The following is a 17,257-nucleotide window of genomic DNA, read 5'->3' on the forward strand; positions in this document are numbered from 1 at the left end:
TCTTTGAATGACAGATGCCCCCATAGCGGTCAATTGAATTGTCATACCCACAAAGCTAAGGCAAGATTAGCCCATGAAATCAGTACTTCGTTTGCTACTTCCAGTGATGTTTCTGTCCGCGTGCAGCGGCCCACTTTCGCTGTATTACCGCGAGGGCGAAAGCGTATCGCGTGTGCAGTCCGAAACCACGCAATGTCAGGTTCTGGCGCTTGAGGACGTGCCGGTGGCCAATCAGGTGCGGCAAAGCCCGCCCACCTACTGGCCCGGTCGCACCTATTGCGACAGCCGGGGGCGATGCCACCGCACGCCCGGCTGGTGGCAGCCGGGGCGCGTGTATACCGTCGATGTCAATCAAGGGCTGCGCAATCAGGTTGAGGCTCAGTGCATGGCCCAAAAGGGATTTCGTCCGGTCAGCCTGCCGCCTTGCAAACAGAACGTAAAGTCACGGGTCGCCGCGGTGCCCACGACAAAACTGCCATCGCTGAGCACCGAATCCTGCTACGTGAAATTCGACAACGGGTCGTTCCAGATCATCACGCCCGGTCAGGCAGGATAAAGACCCGGCGGATTACTCCGCCGGTTCCGGTTCGTCCAGTTGCGCCACCCGAGCGCCGGATTTGTTCGAGGTCACCACGCCCAACGATTTCAGCTTCCGGTGCAGCGCACTGCGCTCCATCCCGACAAAGCTGGCGGTGCGGCTGATATTGCCGCCAAAGCGGTTGATCTGGGTCAGCAGGTATTCCCGCTCGAACGCCTCGCGTGCTTCGCGCAGCGGCAGCGTCGCCAAGGCACCCGACAACACGACGCGGCCTGAATCGTCGGTCTTTTCCTCTTCGGTCGGCAGTTCCTTGGCCTCGATGGGACCAGAGCCATCGCCCAGGATCAGCACCCGCTCGACCAGGTTCTTGAGCTGACGCACGTTGCCCGGCCAGGTCATGGTCTGCAGCAACGCCACCGCCTCTTCCGAAATTTCGCGCAGGGCCAAGCCCTGAGATTCGTTGCACATTTCGATGAAGTGTTGCGCCAGAACCGGGATATCCTCGCGCCGTTCTTCCAGCGACGGAACCGCAATCGGCACCACGTTCAGGCGGTGATACAGCTCCTCGCGGAAACGGTCGGCGGCGATTTCATGTTCCAGATCGCGGTTGGTCGACGAGATTACCCGCAGATCAACTCGCACCTTGTCCGATCCACCAACGCGCTGGAATTGCTGATCGACCAGTACCCGCAGGATCTTGGATTGTGTGCCCAGCGGCATATCCGCGACCTCATCGAAATAGACCACACCGCCGTGGGCTTCTTCCAGCAGGCCCGATTCAATCCCGCGTTCCGAGGATTCGCGGCCAAACAGGACCTCTTCGACCCGTTCCGGTTCAATCCCCGCACAGTTCACCGTCACAAAAGGCGCGTTGGCGCGGTTGGAATGGGCGTGGATGTACCGGGCGGCAATCTCCTTGCCCGACCCGGCCGGACCGCTCAGCATCACGCGGCCGTTGGATTTGGTCACCTTGTCCAATTGGCTCTGCATGGCGCGGAAGGCGGCGGATTTGCCGATCATGTCCGAACTGGTGACCTCTTTGCGCTTCAGCGAGGCATTCTCGCGGCGCAGGCGAGAGGTTTCCATCGCGCGGCGGATCACCACCATCAACTGGTCTATATTAAAGGGCTTTTCGATAAAGTCGTAAGCACCTTGCTTGATTGCTGCCACCGCAATTTCGATGTTGCCGTGGCCGGAAATGATCACCACCGGCACATCCGGGTTGTCGCGCTTCACCGATTTCAGGATGTCGATCCCGTCCATACGGCTGTCCTTCAGCCAGATATCCAGAATCAACAATCCCGGCGGTTCGGAATTGATCTCGGCCATGCACTCGTCCGAGTTGCCGGCCAGCCGGGTTGAATAGCCTTCGTCCTCCAGAATGTCGGACACCAGTTCGCGAATATCGCGTTCGTCATCTACGATCAGAATGTCGCTCATCTTTGGCCTGCTTTCAGTTTATTGGTTTGAATTGCCTGCTTTTGTGGCGCTGCGGTCGGAGAGAAATTGCCCCCCGGCAAACGGATCACGGCCATCGCACCGAAATGGTCCTGTCCGTCAAAGACGGGCGCATCTTCAAGCGTGAGCGCTCCGCCGTGTTCTTCGATGATCTTCTTGACGATGGGCAGGCCCAGGCCTGTGCCCTCGTCCCGTGTGGTCACGTACGGCTCGAACAGGCGCGCCCGGTCTTCGGGCAGGCCGATGCCGTTGTCCGCAATGGTAATGACCGTCCCCGCATCGTCGCTGATCACGTCCACTTTGATCTGTGGCTTCAGATTGTCTGGCGGGCCTTTTTTCTTGAGGGTCTCGATGGCCTCACCTGCATTCTTAATCAGGTTCGTCAGTGCCTGATTCAGCATCGTCGCATCCAGATCGGCCAGTATCGGGTGATCCGGCAGAGAGGCGTCGATCTGAACATCCGGCTGCCCGGCCTGTTGCAACAATACCGCTTCGCGTACCAGCCCGACAACGTCCTCTTCGCGCCGATCCGGTTCCGGCATCCGCGCGAATTTCGAGAATTCGTCCACAATCCGCCGCAGGTCATTGGTTTGCCGTACGATCACGTCGGTCATAGATTCGAGGCTGTCGCAATCCTCTTCATTCAGTTTGCGTGAGAATTTGCGCTTGATCCGCTCGGCGCTCAGCTGGATGGGGGTCAGCGGATTCTTGATCTCATGCGCGATCCGCCGGGCCACGTCGCCCCACGCGGCCATCCGCTGTGCGCTGACCAGATCGGTGACGTCGTCAAAGGCGACCACGTATCCTTCCAGCCCGCCATCTTCGCCGCGTCGCGTGGCCATGCGTACCAGCAGGTTTTCCAGCTGTCCCTTGCGGGTGACTTTGATCTCACCCTGAACTGCCTCCTGCCCGCTGTCCTTGAGGCTTTCAAACAACGGCAGGAACTCGGGGACTGCGATGCCGATCGACAGCTTCTCGTCCACATGCGCCCAGTCCAGCAGCCGTTCGGCCGAGCGGTTCACAAAGGTCACGCAACCATCCGGGTCGACCCCGACCACGCCAGAGGTTACCGAACTGAGCACCGAATCAAACAGGCGCCGGCGACGTTCGATCTGGCGGGTGTTCTCAAGCAGAGTGTCACGTTGCCCTTTAAGTTGTCGGGTCATCTGGTTGAAATAACGGCCTAACATGGCGATCTCGTCATCGCTGGCCTCTTCGATCACCTGAACGCTCAGGTCGCCCGCACCAACGCGCTGCGCCGCTGTGGTCAGACGCCCAACCGGCCGCGACAGACGCTCGGCGAACCACATGCCCAGCGACATAGCCGCCAGAATCAGAATCACCGCGAATCCCAGATAGAGCAGGCCAAACTCGAACAGCACCCGCCCCCTGTCGTTTTCAAGCTGTTGGTAGAACTGCACCGTTTCCTTGGTGTCATCCAGCAGCGTCAGCAACTGGCCATCCACCTCGCGGCTGACATAGAGATACCGGTCCAGATAGGCCTGTAACGGGACCAGCGCGCGGAATTCGCTGTTTTGCCAGTCGGCGATGATCAACAAGCCAGTATCCGTGGCTTCGACCATCTGCTCGGGCGTGGGCTCTTCGTAGTTGAACAGATAGGATCGATCCCCGCGCGACCGGATTTCTCCGCTGCCATCAATCACATAGGCTTCGCGCAGGCCGCGCTGAATCTGAGCCTGGCCCTGCGCCAGAACCTCGCGCAGTTCCGCATCCGAGATGTAATAATCCCGCGCACGGGCGTTATCCAGGAACCGCGCCAACACAACGGCATCCTGCGTCAGGCCCTCGCGGTGCTCCTGCTCATACGCCTCGGCTGCGGTCAGGGACGAGCCCACAACCTGCCGCACGCGATCCGAAAACCACCCCTCAAGCCCGATATTCACCGTCAGGCCCGCAAAGATCGCAACGGTCACGGTCGGCACCAGAGCTAACAGCGTGAATGCGCCGATCAGGCGAAGGTGCAGACGCGATCCGGCAGATTTCGCCCTGCGCGCGGCGATCAGACTGCCGACCTGCCCCAGAACAAGCGCGGCAACGACAAGCACATAAACCAAGTCTGCAAGAAGGATCAGGCGCAGCGTGGGGGCCGTTGCCCCAAGATCAAACGGACCAATGACAAGATAGGTGGCCAGCGCCAAGGCAGGGCCTAGAAGAACCAGCCCCAAAGTGCCGATATTGCGCAGTTTTCGGGATTTCCGCCACCGATTGATCGCTGGAATCGGCCCGCTCTGTGCCCGGGTTGCCACCGTCTGCCCTCATCCTGATGTGTCGCTTGCGCGACGTACCGCCATATGTCGTGGTCCTTGCCGGGCGCGAACCCGGATGCCACAATTTGTGTGGCGATATTACATCAGTTTGCGTCGACGTGTCACCTGAATATCGAGATCTGTGATTTTTTTCCGCAGCGTATTTCGGTTGATCCCCAAAAGATCGGCACATTTCGCCTGATTTCCGCCGGTTGCGTCCAGTGCCAGTTCAATCAGCGGCGCCTCAACCTCGCGCAAAATACGTTGATACAGGCCCGGAGGGGGCAACAAATTGCCGTGCAGGTCGAAATACCGCCGCAGATGGCGCGCCACCGAGGCCGACAATTTCTCGCGCTCACCGTCGCCCAGAATCGGTTCAGCCTCGGGCTGGCTGCCCAACACCATCTCTACCTCAGCCTTGGAGATTTCGTCGACGCGGCTGGTCAGGCTCAGGCGGCGAATGGCGTTTTCCAACTGCCGCACGTTGCCCGGCCAGGAATAGCGCCGCACCAGTTCCACCGCATCAGGGCTGAGCCAGCGTTTGGCGCCGTGCTCGCGTTCCTCCCGCGCCAGAAAATGATCGGCAAGCAGTGTGATATCGTCCACCCGTTCCCGCAGGGCCGGCACATGCACCGTTGCGCCGCACAAACGATAGTAGAGGTCCTGACGCACCCGCCCGCTCTCCATCGCTTCGGTCAGGTCCGACTGGCTGGTGGCCATGAAACGCGGCACGTGGTCACCCGGCGTGTCCATCATCCGCACGATGCGCGCCTGCAATTCGTCCTCGATATCAGCGATCTCATCGATCAGCAGCGTACCGCCACGCACCCGCGCCATCACCCGCGCGGGACCTTCCAGATCGCGCAGGTCCGCCGCCGTCGCCGTCACAAACGGCAATGTGCGACGATCTGAAAAATCGTGGATCGCTTTTGCAATCAGAGACTTACCAGTTCCACTTTCACCAGAAATCATCACCGACAGATCGGTATTCATCACCCGAGCGACCAACCGATACAGAGCCTGCATTACCGGCGTCCGGCCGACCAGAGGCAGCTCCTCAGGGCTATCCTCGGTTGTTTCCACCACTTCGGTCTGCACACGCTGTTTCTGCTCTAACGCCCGCGCGGTGCGCTTCATCAGGTCGGGCAGATCAAAGGGTTTCGGCAGATAGTCGTAAGCATCCGCCTCAGCGGCCTGAATAGCCGTCATGATCGTGTTCTGGGCCGAGATCACAATGACCGGCAAACCGGGCCGATCCTGCGCGATCTTGGGCAGCATCTCCAATCCGTTGCCATCCGGCATGACCACGTCCGAGATCACCACGTCACCCTTGCCTTCGCCAACCCATCGCATCAGCGTGGTCAGCGAGGATGTCGCGTGCACCTTGCACCCCGCGCGCGTCAGGGCCTGCGTCAGAACGGTGCGGATCGTGCGGTCGTCATCTGCGACCAGTACTGTGCCATCCATCGGGTGCTCTCCTTATTTCTCTGCTCTTTTCGGCTGTTTATGTTGCGTCTTTCGGCGCCCGCCTCAGCGAGATGCGGAACACCGTGCGACCCGGAACCGAGTCGGCAGAGATCCAGCCGTCATGGTCCGAGATGATCTTGCTGACCAGCGCCAGCCCAAGGCCGGTGCCGTTTTCCTTGCCCGAAACGAACGGGTCAAAAATATCGCCGCGGATTTTCTCGGGCAGGCCCGGCCCGTCGTCAACGATCTCGACCTGCAGCGGCAGGGAATGACCGGAGCCGTCACTGCGCCGCAGCCGGAACGAATGTTCAAAATAGGTGCGCAGGCGAATGGTTCCGCCTTTGGGATCAGCAGCTTCCGAGGCGTTCTTGAGAAGATTCAGCACCACCTGCAAGAACTGATCCGGATCACCATAGGCCAGCGGCAGCGAGGGGTCGTAATCCTCGATGATTGTCATATGCGCGCCAAACCCCAGCAGTGCCGAGCGGCGCGCACGATCCAGAACGTCGTGAATATTGACTGGTTTGAAATCGGGCTGCGAGAGATTGCCGAACTGCTCGACCTGTTCCAGCAGCTTAACGATGCGGCGACTCTCGGCGACAATAAGATCTGTAAGTTCAAGGTCTTGCTGAGGGGTATTCATGCTCAGCAACTGCGCCGCCCCGGTGATCCCGGCCAACGGGTTCTTGATCTCATGCGCCAGCATCTCGGCCATGCCGATGGCCGATTGCGCGGCGGATTTCACCGTATTGCCCCGCGTCATCCGCCCCGCCAGTTCGCGCGGTGAGATGATCATGATCATCGACCCCGGTTGCCCCACCAAAGGCGCGATCTGCAATGCACATTGCAGCGGTGCACGGTTGCCCGACCCGGCATCCACGTCGTTGACGAACAGCGGCGTACCATGGGCACGCGCGCGCTCAAAAGCTTCTTCCAATGGCGCGTCCACAGCGATCTGATCCCAGACTGGATGCCCGACCACCGATTTGCGCGAGGCGTTCAGAAACCCTTCACCGGCCGAGTTCACATCGGCAATCCGGTCTTCGGCGTCGATGATGAAGGCCGGAACCGGCAGCGAGGTCCAGATGCTTTGATCCGAGGTCATGCCGCCACCTCCGCTTCGATGCTCAGCGCCTCGCCCAGCAGACGCATCACCTCCTCCGTATCGCGCGAGGTCAGAACGGCGCGGCGCAGGGCGGCGGGGGTTCCGGCCTCATCCATGTACCAACCCAGGTGCTTGCGCGCGACGCGCAGACCCAGATCGATGCCGTAGAATTCTAGCATCGCCTGATAATGCGCGCGGACCATGTCGGTCAGATCGGCACCCGTGGGAATGTCAGGGGCCTCGGCGCCATAAAGGTCATGGCAGATTTGCGCCAGCAGCCAAGGCTTGCCCTGCGCCCCGCGCCCGACCATGACCCCATCGGCCCCGGACTGAACCAAAGCCGTGTGCGCAGAGCCGGTATCCACAATGTCCCCATTGGCGATGACGGGGATCGAGACCGCCTCTTTCACCGCCCGGATCGCGTGCCAATCGGCATGTCCCTTGTAGAATTGACAGCGGGTTCGACCATGGATCGTGACCATTCGGACACCAGCCTCCTGCGCCCGCTGTGCCACGTCCGGAGCGTTCAATAAGCTGTCGTCCCAGCCCAAACGGGTCTTCAGGGTCACCGGCACATCAACGGCCTCAACCACCGCTTCGATCAGGGTCAGCGCATGATCCGGCGTCTTCAGCAGGGCCGATCCGGAATAGCCATTGGTCACTTTCTTGGCCGGGCAGCCCATGTTGATGTCGATCACCCGCGCCCCGCGATCCGCCACTTGCCGCGCGGCCTCGGCCATCCAATGCGCCTCGCGTCCGGCCAGTTGCACGGCGGTGTTTTCCACATCCGCCGACAGCTCGGCCCGCTCGCGGACACCGGGCTTGGCCTGCACCATCTCCTGGCTGGCGACCATCTCGCTGACGACCATGCCCGCACCAAAGCGCATCACCAGATCACGGAACGGCCGATCGGTGATTCCGGCCATCGGAGCCAGCAGCACCGGCGGGTTCAGGTCTTTGTCGGCGAGTTGAACGGTCAACGTGCTTAATCCTTGGGCAGTTGCGGCTTTGATATCGAATTGAGCGCATATGAACAACAAAACGGCGGCCTTCAAGCCCGCAAAATCATCACATGCCTAATTTTTAGGCAGGTTAACGCGGGTGATTGCCTCTGCATTCACCGCACCCTAAACATTGCCCTCAAATCACCGGAGAAAATGCCCCCATGACCACCGCTGCCATCATCGTCGCCGCAGGACGCGGGCTGCGCGCCGGAGGGGGGATTCCCAAGCAATGGCGACCACTGGCCGGACGGCGCGTGGCAGACTGGACCATTGATCGCTTTCGGGGTCAGGTGGATCACATCGTACTGGTCCTATCCGAGGATGACGGCCCGGCGTGGACGGAATTCGAAAACACCGACCTGATCCTGACCACCGGCGGCGGCGACCGGGCGGGCTCGGTCCGCAATGGTCTGGCCGCCCTAGCAGAGCTTGCAATCGATCATGTCCTCATACACGACGTCGCCCGGCCCTGTGTCGGGCAGCCGACCCTTCAGCAGGTTCTCGAGGCCCTGAGCGTGCATCCGGCGGCGGCTCCGGGGTTAGCGGTGACAGATGCACTTTGGACCGGGGACGGAGCTGTTGTGACCGGAACGCAGGACCGCTCGGGCCTGTTTGCCGCGCAGACACCGCAAGGCTTTCACTATGGTGCCATTGTTGCGGCCCATGCGGCCCATCCCGGAGGGGCTGCCGATGACGTCGAAGTCGCCCGCGCCGCGGGGCTGGACGTGGCCATCGTGCCCGGCGACGCGGACAACATCAAAATCACACGGCCCGAGGATTTTGCCCGGGCGGAACGTATATTGGGAACGGATATGGATGTAAGGCTGGGCAACGGGTACGACGTGCATCGGTTTGGCGAAGGGGATCACGTGATCCTGTGCGGCGTGAAGGTGCCGCATGATCGCGGCCTGCAAGGGCATTCGGATGCGGACGTGGGCATGCACGCCCTGACCGACGCGATTTATGGCGCATTGGCGCAAGGGGACATCGGTCAGCACTTCCCGCCCTCGGACCCGCAATGGAAAGGCGCGGCAAGCGAGATTTTCCTGCGTCACGCAGTCGATCTGGCCCAGGAAATGGGTTACTGCATCTCGAATGTCGACTGCACGCTGGTCTGTGAATACCCCAAGATCGGCCCCCACGCGCCTGCCATGCGGGACGAGATGGCGCGGATCATGGGGATGCGCGCCGATCAAGTCTCGGTCAAGGCGACCACATCGGAACGGTTGGGGTTCACTGGGCGCAGTGAGGGGATCGCCTCGCTCGCCACTGCCTGTCTGGTGAAATCATGAATGCCGCGCGCCTGATCGGAACCGTTTGTGGCGTCGGATATCTGCGCCCTGCGCCAGGGACGTGGGGATCGCTGGCCGCCCTGCCCATGGCATGGGTCCTGCATGTGCTGGGTGGCTTTCCGTTACTGGTGATCGCGACCATCGCCGTGTTTTTCGGCGGCCTGTGGGCGACGCGCGTGATGACAGAGGGCCAGGACAATCACGACCCATCAGAGATCGTCATTGACGAGGTCGCCGGGCAATTCACCGCCTTGTGGGCGATTTCCTATCCAGCCTGGGCGTATGGGATCGATATCACGGCACTCTGGCCCGGTTGGATCGCCGGATTCCTGCTGTTCCGCCTGTTCGACATTACTAAACCCGGCCCCGTCGGTTGGGCCGACCGGCGCAATGACCCGATGGGTGTGATGCTGGACGACGTGATCGCTGGCATGTTCGCAGGCGTCGGAGTCGTGATCCTTGCGGGTATCTCACACGGAGTTCTGGGCCTTTGACCATCACCACGCTTCTCGACCAAGCCAAGGCGCAAGGCGTGATGATTGCCACCGCCGAAAGCTGCACCGGCGGTATGGTCGCTGCGGCGCTGACCGATATCCCCGGAAGCTCTGCCGTGGTCGAGCGCGGCTTTGTCACCTACACCAACACCGCCAAACAGCAGATGCTGGGCGTGCGGGCCGAGACGCTGGCGGCACATGGCGCCGTCTCGGAACAGGTCGCCGGCGAAATGGCCGAGGGTGCGCTGAAGAATTCCGACGCCCAACTCGCCGTCTCGGTCACCGGTATCGCGGGGCCCGGCGGGTCCGAGTTCAAGCCCGAGGGGCGCGTCTGCTTTGGACTTGCCGCGGAAGGCATACCCACCCGCACCGAAACGGTGGAGTTCGGCGCGCTTGGTCGTGACAACGTCCGCCGTGCAGCGCGGGATCATGCGCTGGAGCTGCTCTCGCACGGGCTTTTCACTATCGCCCAAAAATAGGGCAACTGGTGCCCTGTGATGCGCATTTAATCACCAGTCAATAAAAAGCCGCCAAAATAGGCGTCAAAAATCGCATCTGCCTCTTTTTTCCCCGTCTTCGCTCCGCTTCAACGCGCGCCACGCAAGCTGTAGAGGAGACCGGCCGATGAATGGAGCCGATACCGCCTGGATCATAGTGGCAACCGCCCTGGTCCTGTTCATGACATTGCCGGGACTGGCCCTGTTTTACGGCGGCCTCGTACGGGCCCGCAACGTGCTGAGTGTCTTCATGCACTGTTTCAGCATCGCCTGTCTGATGAGCATCCTGTGGCTGGTTGCAGGCTATTCCATCGCGTTCGGCGACGGAACGTCGGGTCTATGGGGCGGTCTGGGCAAGGCCTTCCTGAATGGTGTCGATGCCGACAGCCTGTCGGGCACCCTGCCCGAGGTTCTGTTCTTTGCCTTCCAGATGACCTTCGCCATCATCACCCCGGCCCTAATCGTCGGTGCCTATGTGGAACGCGTGGGCTTTGGCTTTGTCCTGACTTTCTCGGCCCTGTGGATGCTGCTGTGCTATGCGCCAGTCGTGCACTGGATCTGGGGTGGCGGCATTCTGACCGATGGCGGCATTCTAGGAGAAGTCGGCGTCCGCGACTTTGCAGGTGGCATCGTGGTGCACGAAACCGCCGGTCTGGCGGCGCTGATCATCGCCGTGATCCTCGGGCCGCGCCGCAACCGCACTACGCCTCCGCACAATCCAGGCTACGTGATGATTGGGGCGGCGATGCTGTGGGTTGGCTGGTTCGGATTCAATGGAGGTTCGCAACTGGCGGCCGATGGCGGCGCTGCGATGGCGATGACCGTGACACATATCTCGGCCGCGACCGCCTCGCTGAGCTGGGCGCTGTGGGAGCGCATCAAATACGGCAAGGCCTCGATGGTAGGTCTGGTCACCGGTACGATTGCAGGTCTGGCCTCGATCACGCCGGCGTCGGGCTATGTTGATCCGGTTCAGGCGCTGATTATCGGTGCCGTGGCAGGCGTGTTGTGTCAGGAGGCCGTCAACGTCGTCCGCAACATGCTGAACATCGACGACACGCTGGACGTTTTCGCGGTGCACGGTGTCGGCGGTATCTTTGGCTCCATCATGATCGCCGCCTTTGGTCTGGGCAGCTGGACCGCACAGCTGGGCGGGCTGGTGATCGTGGGTGCCTTTACGTCAATCGTGACGTTTATCCTGATCAAGGGTATTGCGCTTGTAACACCGCTCCGCGTGGACGCCGAGACCGAGACCAACGGGCTCGATCTGTCGGTCCATGGTGAGCGCGCTTATGACATGAGCAGCTGAGCCCACCTTGGCTGCCATGTGCCCGCAAGGGCCAAAGCGGACCTCCTGGCGGGGTCCGCTTTTCTTTTGCGTGCAAGCCTCTCGACTCTGGGTCAATGGTCGGGCTATCAGCCCGCAACGCCATTTTGTCCCGAGGTTGCACCATGATCCCCAGTTCCTTCCCCGATAGCACCGAAATCGCCCGCCTGACCGCGCGGATGCTGCTGGAGATCAAGGCCGTCCACTTCAACGCGCGTGAGCCGTTCACGCTGGCCAGCGGCCTGCCCAGCCCGACCTATATCGACTGCCGCAAGCTGATCTCGTACCCGCGTATCCGCTCGACCCTGATGGACTTCCTGACCGTCACCGTGATGCGTGACGCCGGGTTTGAAGCGTTCGACAATATTGCAGGCGGTGAGACCGCTGGCATCCCCTTTGCCGCGATGGTCGCCGAACGCATGGCGCTGCCGATGACCTATGTGCGCAAGAAACCCAAAGGCTATGGCCGCAACGCCCGCATCGAAGGCGCGATGAGCGAAGGGGAGCGTGTGCTGCTGGTCGAGGACCTGACCACCGATGGCGGCAGCAAGCTGTCATTTGTGGATGCGATCCGTGAAACCGGCGCCACCTGCGGGCATACGGCGGTGATCTTCTACTACGGCATTTTCCCCGAGACCGAGAAGACGCTGGGCGATCACGGCGTACAGCTGCACAGCCTTTGTACCTGGTGGGATGTTCTGGCCGAAGCCAAGGCCCAGAACGCCTTCGACCAAGAGACGCTGGACGCGGTCGAAGTCTTCCTGAACGATCCGCGCGGCTGGCAGGAAGCCAACAAGAGCTGACGCTGCGACATCTGTGCGCGGTCTGGAAACAATGTCCGCGCACAGAGATCCAATCCTACAATATGTTGACGAATAACCCCATCATACTTCAATATGATGGGGTCCGGAGATATGCACAGCCTATCCCCAAAAACATACAATTTGCCCCGACTCATCGGGCTGAGCTATGGACTGTGCCTAACAGGCATAGAGAGCAGAAATGAACGAGATCAGCAGCATCGAGCAGGCAGCCGCACAGATTCAGAATGCCGAAACCATGCCGCATTCCATTGAGGCCGAGCAGCAGCTTCTGGGTGCGATCCTGACGAATAACGACCTCTACGACCGGGTGGCCTCAATCATCGGGGCCGAGCATTTTTATGACCCGGTTCACTCACGGATCTACGAGGTCGCGGCCACGCGCATCGCCAAGAATGCGCTGGCCTCTCCTGTCACTCTGAAGTCGTTCATGGCCGAGGATGAGGGCCTTAAGGAACTGGGCGGTCCGGCCTATCTGGTCAAACTGGCCGGTGCCTCGATCAGTGCGTTTGCGGTGCATGACTATGCCCAGATGATCTATGACCTCGCCATCCGGCGCGAATTGATCCGGCTGGGGCGCGATATCTCGGACAAGGCGGCTCGGGTCGATGTATCAAGCGAGCCGAAAGAACAGATCGTCGAGGCCGAGCAACAGCTTTACCAGTTGTCCGAGCAGGGCCAGACCGAACAGGGTTTCCAATCCTTCCTCAAGGCGGTCACAGAAGCCGTCAACGTCACCAACGAAGCGTACCAGCGCGGTGGCGGCATGGCAGGAATTTCCACCGGTCTGGCCGACTTGGACAAGCAGTTGGGCGGTCTGCACCCGTCCGACTTGATCATCCTTGCCGGCCGCCCGTCGATGGGTAAGACCTCGCTGGCAACCAACGTGGCGTTCAACGTGGCCAAGGCCTATAAGCGCGGAACAAAACCGGACGGTTCTGAGGGTGCGATTGACGGCGGCGTCGTCGGGTTCTTCTCACTGGAAATGAGCGCCGAGCAGTTGGCGGGCCGGGTTCTGGCCGAAGCCTCTGAGATTTCGTCGCACAAGATCCGTCAGGGTGACATGACGGAATCTGAGTTCCGCCGCTTCGTCGATGCGGCCAAGGAATTGGAAGCCTGTCCACTGTTCATTGACGACACCCCCGCCCTGCCGATCTCGCAGCTTGCCGCGCGTGCACGTCGGTTGAAGCGGACGCATGGGCTGGACCTGCTGGTGATCGACTATCTGCAGCTCTGCCGTGGTATGGCCGACAATCGGGTCAACGAAATCGCCGAAATTTCGATGGGCATGAAAGCCATCGCCAAAGAGCTGAACATCCCGGTGATCGCGCTTTCACAGTTGAGCCGTCAGGTCGAAAGCCGCGACGACAAGCGCCCGCAGCTGTCTGACCTGCGGGAATCGGGCTCGATCGAACAGGATGCCGACGTGGTGATGTTCGTGTTCCGCGAGGAATACTACAAGGAACGCGAAAAGCCCGGCGATCACGAACTGGACAAGATGGAAGAGTGGAAGCAGGCCATGGAGCGCCTGCATGGCAAGGCCGAGGTCATCGTCGGCAAGCAGCGTCACGGCCCCATCGGCACGGTCGAGCTGTCCTTCGAGGCGCAGTTCACCCGCTTTGGCAATCTGGTCAAACCCTGGCAGCAGGACGGCCAGATCGAGAACTACTGACCTACCACAATTCGGGCCTGTTGAACGCGCTGACACAGCGCGACGGGCCTTCTATTGGTGTCTGATCGCCACTCAGAGATTGTCCGATCCATCCTTGCGGCATACTCAGCGGCATGGGCGGCCGGGCAACCGCTTCGGTGATCGGCTGAAACCCGGTTTTGCCGTAATAGGCCGGATCACCGTAGCTCACGACAAAATCCACCCCATGCAGGCGCAACTGCTCCAGCCCGAAACCGATCAGCCTTTGACCGATGCCTGATTTCTGCCGGTCCGTCCGCACCGCCACCGGAGACATCAGGAACACCTGACGCGGGTCCTGGTCGTAGTGAAGCCGTGAAAACAGGATGCACCCGGCCAGCACGTCGCGATCCACGGCCAACACACCCAGCAGATCATCCTCGGGGGTAGAATTCAGAAGGTCCGCCGCCAATTCGCTGACCACGCGCCCCTCGTCCTCGCCCTCGGATGCGGTAAAGACATCCCGGAACAGTCCCGGCAACTCGGCGGTCCGGGCTTTGAAGTCGGCGGTCAGGTTCAACATTTTCAACTCCAATCCAGCAGCATCGACAGTCACCTTCAACGCCCGCAGTTGATCACAGCACGAACACAATGGCGAGACACAGGTCAGGGCCGCAAAGGCCTTTTTTCGCCAAGGCTTTGCGGCACCGGCCAAAAGCTGCGCGGTATCGCAACGATATGCGCAAGAATTACCGCATTCCCCCTTGACCTGCCGCGTTCCAATGTCATGAACAGCACCATGAGTACCGCACGTTTGACGATCAATCTTCAGGCGCTGGCCAGCAACTGGCGGGCGCTCAACGCAAAAACGGATGTCGAGACCGGCGCCGTGGTCAAAGCCGACGCTTATGGGCTGGGTTCCGGACCGGTATCCGCGACCTTGGCCGAGGAAGGTGTTCGCAAGTTTTTTGTCGCCGTCGCCGAGGAAGGCGTCACCGTGCGCAAGGCCGTTGGCCCCGGCCCGCTGATCGGCGTGTTCTCGGGGCATATGGAAGGTGACACCGATCTGCTGCGCGATCATGACCTGACGCCGCTGATCAACTCGCCCGAACAGTTCCTGCGTCACCAGCAGGCGTTACCGGACCATCCCTTTGGCATCCAGCTGGACAGCGGCATGAACCGTCTGGGTCTGGAGCCAGCCGACTGGGCCGAACTGCGCCCCAAGGCCGAGCCGCTGAACCCGGCCGTGGTCATGTCGCACCTCGCCTGCTCGGACGAACCCGACCACCCGATGAACCGCCAGCAGCTGAAAACCTTCCGCGAGATGACGGATGGCGTCACCGCGCCCCGGTCGCTGGCTGCCACCGGCGGCACGCTATTGGGTCCCGAATTCCATTTCGACTTCTGCCGCCCTGGTGTTGGCCTTTACGGAGGGATGCCCTTCGCCGACGCCAAGCCGGTGGTGACGGTCGACCTGCCCGTCATTCAGGTGCGCGCGGTCGAGGTCGGAGAATCCGTCGGTTACGGCAACAGCTGGGTTGCACGGCGCCCGTCTCGTATCGCAACCGTGGCCGCTGGTTATGCCGACGGTCTGCACCGCGCCATCGGCGGCGGTATCGACACATTTGCAGGTGGCAAGCCCTGCCCTGTGGTCGGCCGGATCTCGATGGACCTGATCACCGTCGACGTCACCGACCTGCCCGAAGACCCCGAACGCCTGCGCATCCTGAACGGCCACCAGACCGTCGATGACCTGGCCGAGGCCGCAGGCACAATCGGGTACGAAATCCTCACCTCGCTTGGCGCGCGCTATTCCCGGGGCTACGTGGAATGAACCCTCTCAACCTGCTGGGCGGTCTGGGCCGGGCGGTCCTGGCGCTATTCGCCACATTCGGCAAAGTTGCGCTGTTCTCGGTGGATGCGATTTCGCACATCTTCCGCCCCCCCTACTACCCGCGTGAGTTCATGGTTGCGCTGATGAATATCGGCTGGCTGTCGCTGCCGGTCGTCGGCATGACCGCCATTTTCACCGGAGGCGCGCTGGCCTTGCAAATCTACGCCGGTGGCGCCCGTTTCAACGCCGAGGCCGTGGTGCCGCAGATCGTCGCCATCGGTATGGTGCGCGAACTCGGCCCCGTTCTGGTCGGCCTGATGATCGCGGCCCGCGTGACCTCATCCATCGCCGCCGAGATCGCCACCATGAAAGTGACCGAGCAGATCGACGCGCTGGTCACCCTGTCGACGCATCCGATGAAATACCTGACCGCCCCGCGCGTTCTGGCCGCGTTGATCACCGTCCCCCTGCTGGTGGGGATCGGCGACATTATCGGCATAGCCGGCGGTTATGCGGTCGCGACCCAGAACTTGGGTTTCAATCCGGCAAACTACCTGTCGAACACGGTCAATTTCCTTGAAGCCCGTGACATCGTCTCATCGCTGGTCAAAGGGGCCGCCTTCGGCCTGATCGCGGCGATCATGGGCTGCTACTACGGTATGGATTCGGGCCGCGGCGCGCAGGGCGTGGGCCGGGCCACCAAATCCTCGGTCGAATCCGCCGCAATCATGATTCTGGCCGCCAACTTCATTCTGACAGGGGTGTTCTTCTCGCTATGATCCGAATGGAGAACGTACATAAGGCTTTCGGCGACAACCATGTGTTGCAGGGCATGAACCTTGAGATTCCCAAGGGCACCTCGATGGTCATCATCGGCGGCTCGGGCACGGGGAAATCCGTGGCGCTGAAATGCATCCTGGGCCTGATTAAACCCGACAGCGGCATGATCTATGTGAATGGCAAAGACGCCACCAAGGGCGACCGGGACAGATTCCTGGCCCGGTTCGGGATGCTGTTTCAAGGTGCAGCGCTGTTCGACTCGCTGCCGGTCTGGCAAAACGTCAGCTTCCGCCTGCTGCGTGGTCCGCTGAAACGCCCTCCGGAATACGCCCGCGAGATCGCCATCGAGAAACTGCGCCGCGTGGGGCTGAAATCCGACGTGGCCGACCGGTTTCCGTCGGAACTGTCAGGCGGGATGCAGAAACGCGTCGGCCTCGCCCGCGCCATCGCCGCCGAGCCCGAGATCATCTTCTTCGATGAGCCGACCACGGGGCTGGACCCGATCATGTCCGGCGTCATCAACGATCTGATCCGCGAGATCGTGACCGAGATGGGCGCCACCGCCATGACCATCACCCACGACATGAGTTCTGTCCGCGCGATTGCCGACAACGTCGCCATGCTGCACGGAGGCGTCATCCAGTGGACCGGCCCGGTCAGCCAGATGGATGCCTCGGGTGATCCGTATGTCGAGCAGTTCATCAGCGGGAGTGCCGAGGGACCGATTGAGGCGGTGCGGTGAC

General features: G+C 61.2%; 16 protein-coding genes. 10 read left to right on the top strand and 6 right to left on the bottom strand.

Features of this window, described 5'->3' with window-relative positions; all coding sequences use genetic code 11:
- The first annotated feature begins 73 nt into the window (after positions 1–73).
- Positions 74–556 (top strand): hypothetical protein, encoded by a 483-nt coding sequence (locus ACR0DO_RS05320; RefSeq protein ID WP_170443693.1) that lies wholly within the window; start codon positions 74–76, stop codon positions 554–556.
- Between the two features lie 12 nt (positions 557–568).
- On the opposite strand, the gene ntrX is transcribed toward ACR0DO_RS05320, so the two are convergent.
- From ntrX to dusB, 5 genes are all read right to left on the bottom strand, one after another.
- On the bottom strand, positions 569–1,978 hold the full coding sequence (gene ntrX / locus ACR0DO_RS05325) for a nitrogen assimilation response regulator NtrX (protein WP_480557075.1): 1,410 nt from the start codon (positions 1,976–1,978) through the stop codon (positions 569–571).
- Positions 1,975–4,263, bottom strand: a complete 2,289-nt coding sequence (locus tag ACR0DO_RS05330) for a sensor histidine kinase NtrY-like (RefSeq protein WP_480557076.1) — start codon at positions 4,261–4,263, stop codon at positions 1,975–1,977. The genes ntrX and ACR0DO_RS05330 overlap by 4 nt, the downstream gene beginning before the upstream one ends.
- A gap of 99 nt (positions 4,264–4,362) precedes the next feature.
- Positions 4,363–5,730 (bottom strand): response regulator, encoded by a 1,368-nt coding sequence (locus ACR0DO_RS05335; protein ID WP_480557077.1) that lies wholly within the window; start codon positions 5,728–5,730, stop codon positions 4,363–4,365.
- Between the two features lie 37 nt (positions 5,731–5,767).
- Positions 5,768–6,835 (bottom strand): two-component system sensor histidine kinase NtrB, encoded by a 1,068-nt coding sequence (locus ACR0DO_RS05340; RefSeq protein WP_480557078.1) that lies wholly within the window; start codon positions 6,833–6,835, stop codon positions 5,768–5,770.
- A complete protein-coding gene (gene dusB, locus ACR0DO_RS05345) occupies positions 6,832–7,815 on the bottom strand; it encodes a tRNA dihydrouridine synthase DusB (protein ID WP_480557079.1) in 984 nt (327 codons plus the stop codon). Before dusB ends, ACR0DO_RS05340 begins: the two co-directional genes overlap by 4 nt.
- Before the next feature lie 185 nt (positions 7,816–8,000).
- Here dusB and ACR0DO_RS05350 point away from each other — a divergent pair, with 185 nt between their 5' ends.
- From ACR0DO_RS05350 to ACR0DO_RS05375, 6 genes are all read left to right on the top strand, one after another.
- Entirely contained in the window at positions 8,001–9,131 is a 1,131-nt protein-coding gene (locus tag ACR0DO_RS05350; protein ID WP_480557080.1) for a bifunctional 2-C-methyl-D-erythritol 4-phosphate cytidylyltransferase/2-C-methyl-D-erythritol 2,4-cyclodiphosphate synthase, read from the top strand.
- The gene (locus ACR0DO_RS05355) at positions 9,128–9,625 is read left to right on the top strand and encodes a phosphatidylglycerophosphatase A family protein (RefSeq protein ID WP_170443679.1); all 498 of its coding nucleotides are present in this window, start codon (positions 9,128–9,130) and stop codon (positions 9,623–9,625) included. Before ACR0DO_RS05350 ends, ACR0DO_RS05355 begins: the two co-directional genes overlap by 4 nt.
- Positions 9,622–10,104, top strand: coding sequence for a CinA family protein (locus tag ACR0DO_RS05360; protein ID WP_480557081.1), 483 nt, complete (start codon positions 9,622–9,624; stop codon positions 10,102–10,104). Before ACR0DO_RS05355 ends, ACR0DO_RS05360 begins: the two co-directional genes overlap by 4 nt.
- A gap of 145 nt (positions 10,105–10,249) precedes the next feature.
- Entirely contained in the window at positions 10,250–11,431 is a 1,182-nt protein-coding gene (locus ACR0DO_RS05365) for an ammonium transporter (protein ID WP_480557082.1), read from the top strand.
- A 143-nt stretch (positions 11,432–11,574) separates the two neighbouring features.
- The gene (locus ACR0DO_RS05370; RefSeq protein WP_170443673.1) at positions 11,575–12,252 is read left to right on the top strand and encodes an orotate phosphoribosyltransferase; all 678 of its coding nucleotides are present in this window, start codon (positions 11,575–11,577) and stop codon (positions 12,250–12,252) included.
- A 199-nt stretch (positions 12,253–12,451) separates the two neighbouring features.
- On the top strand, positions 12,452–13,942 hold the full coding sequence (locus ACR0DO_RS05375; protein WP_170443671.1) for a replicative DNA helicase: 1,491 nt from the start codon (positions 12,452–12,454) through the stop codon (positions 13,940–13,942).
- Between the two features lies 1 nt (position 13,943).
- On the opposite strand, the gene ACR0DO_RS05380 is transcribed toward ACR0DO_RS05375, so the two are convergent.
- Complete coding sequence (locus ACR0DO_RS05380) at positions 13,944–14,483, bottom strand: GNAT family N-acetyltransferase (protein WP_480557083.1); 540 nt, start codon at positions 14,481–14,483, stop codon at positions 13,944–13,946.
- Between the two features lie 216 nt (positions 14,484–14,699).
- Here ACR0DO_RS05380 and alr point away from each other — a divergent pair, with 216 nt between their 5' ends.
- Genes alr through ACR0DO_RS05395 form a run of 3 tightly spaced genes read left to right on the top strand, consistent with a single transcriptional unit; the run spans position 14,700 to position 17,256 of the window.
- Entirely contained in the window at positions 14,700–15,734 is a 1,035-nt protein-coding gene (gene alr, locus ACR0DO_RS05385) for an alanine racemase (RefSeq protein WP_480557084.1), read from the top strand.
- Positions 15,731–16,513, top strand: a complete 783-nt coding sequence (locus tag ACR0DO_RS05390) for an MlaE family ABC transporter permease (protein ID WP_170443665.1) — start codon at positions 15,731–15,733, stop codon at positions 16,511–16,513. Before alr ends, ACR0DO_RS05390 begins: the two co-directional genes overlap by 4 nt.
- Complete coding sequence (locus ACR0DO_RS05395; RefSeq protein WP_480557085.1) at positions 16,510–17,256, top strand: ABC transporter ATP-binding protein; 747 nt, start codon at positions 16,510–16,512, stop codon at positions 17,254–17,256. The genes ACR0DO_RS05390 and ACR0DO_RS05395 overlap by 4 nt, the downstream gene beginning before the upstream one ends.
- The last annotated feature ends 1 nt before the right edge of the window (position 17,257 follow it).

This window comes from Ruegeria sp. AM9 (assembly GCF_056540565.1).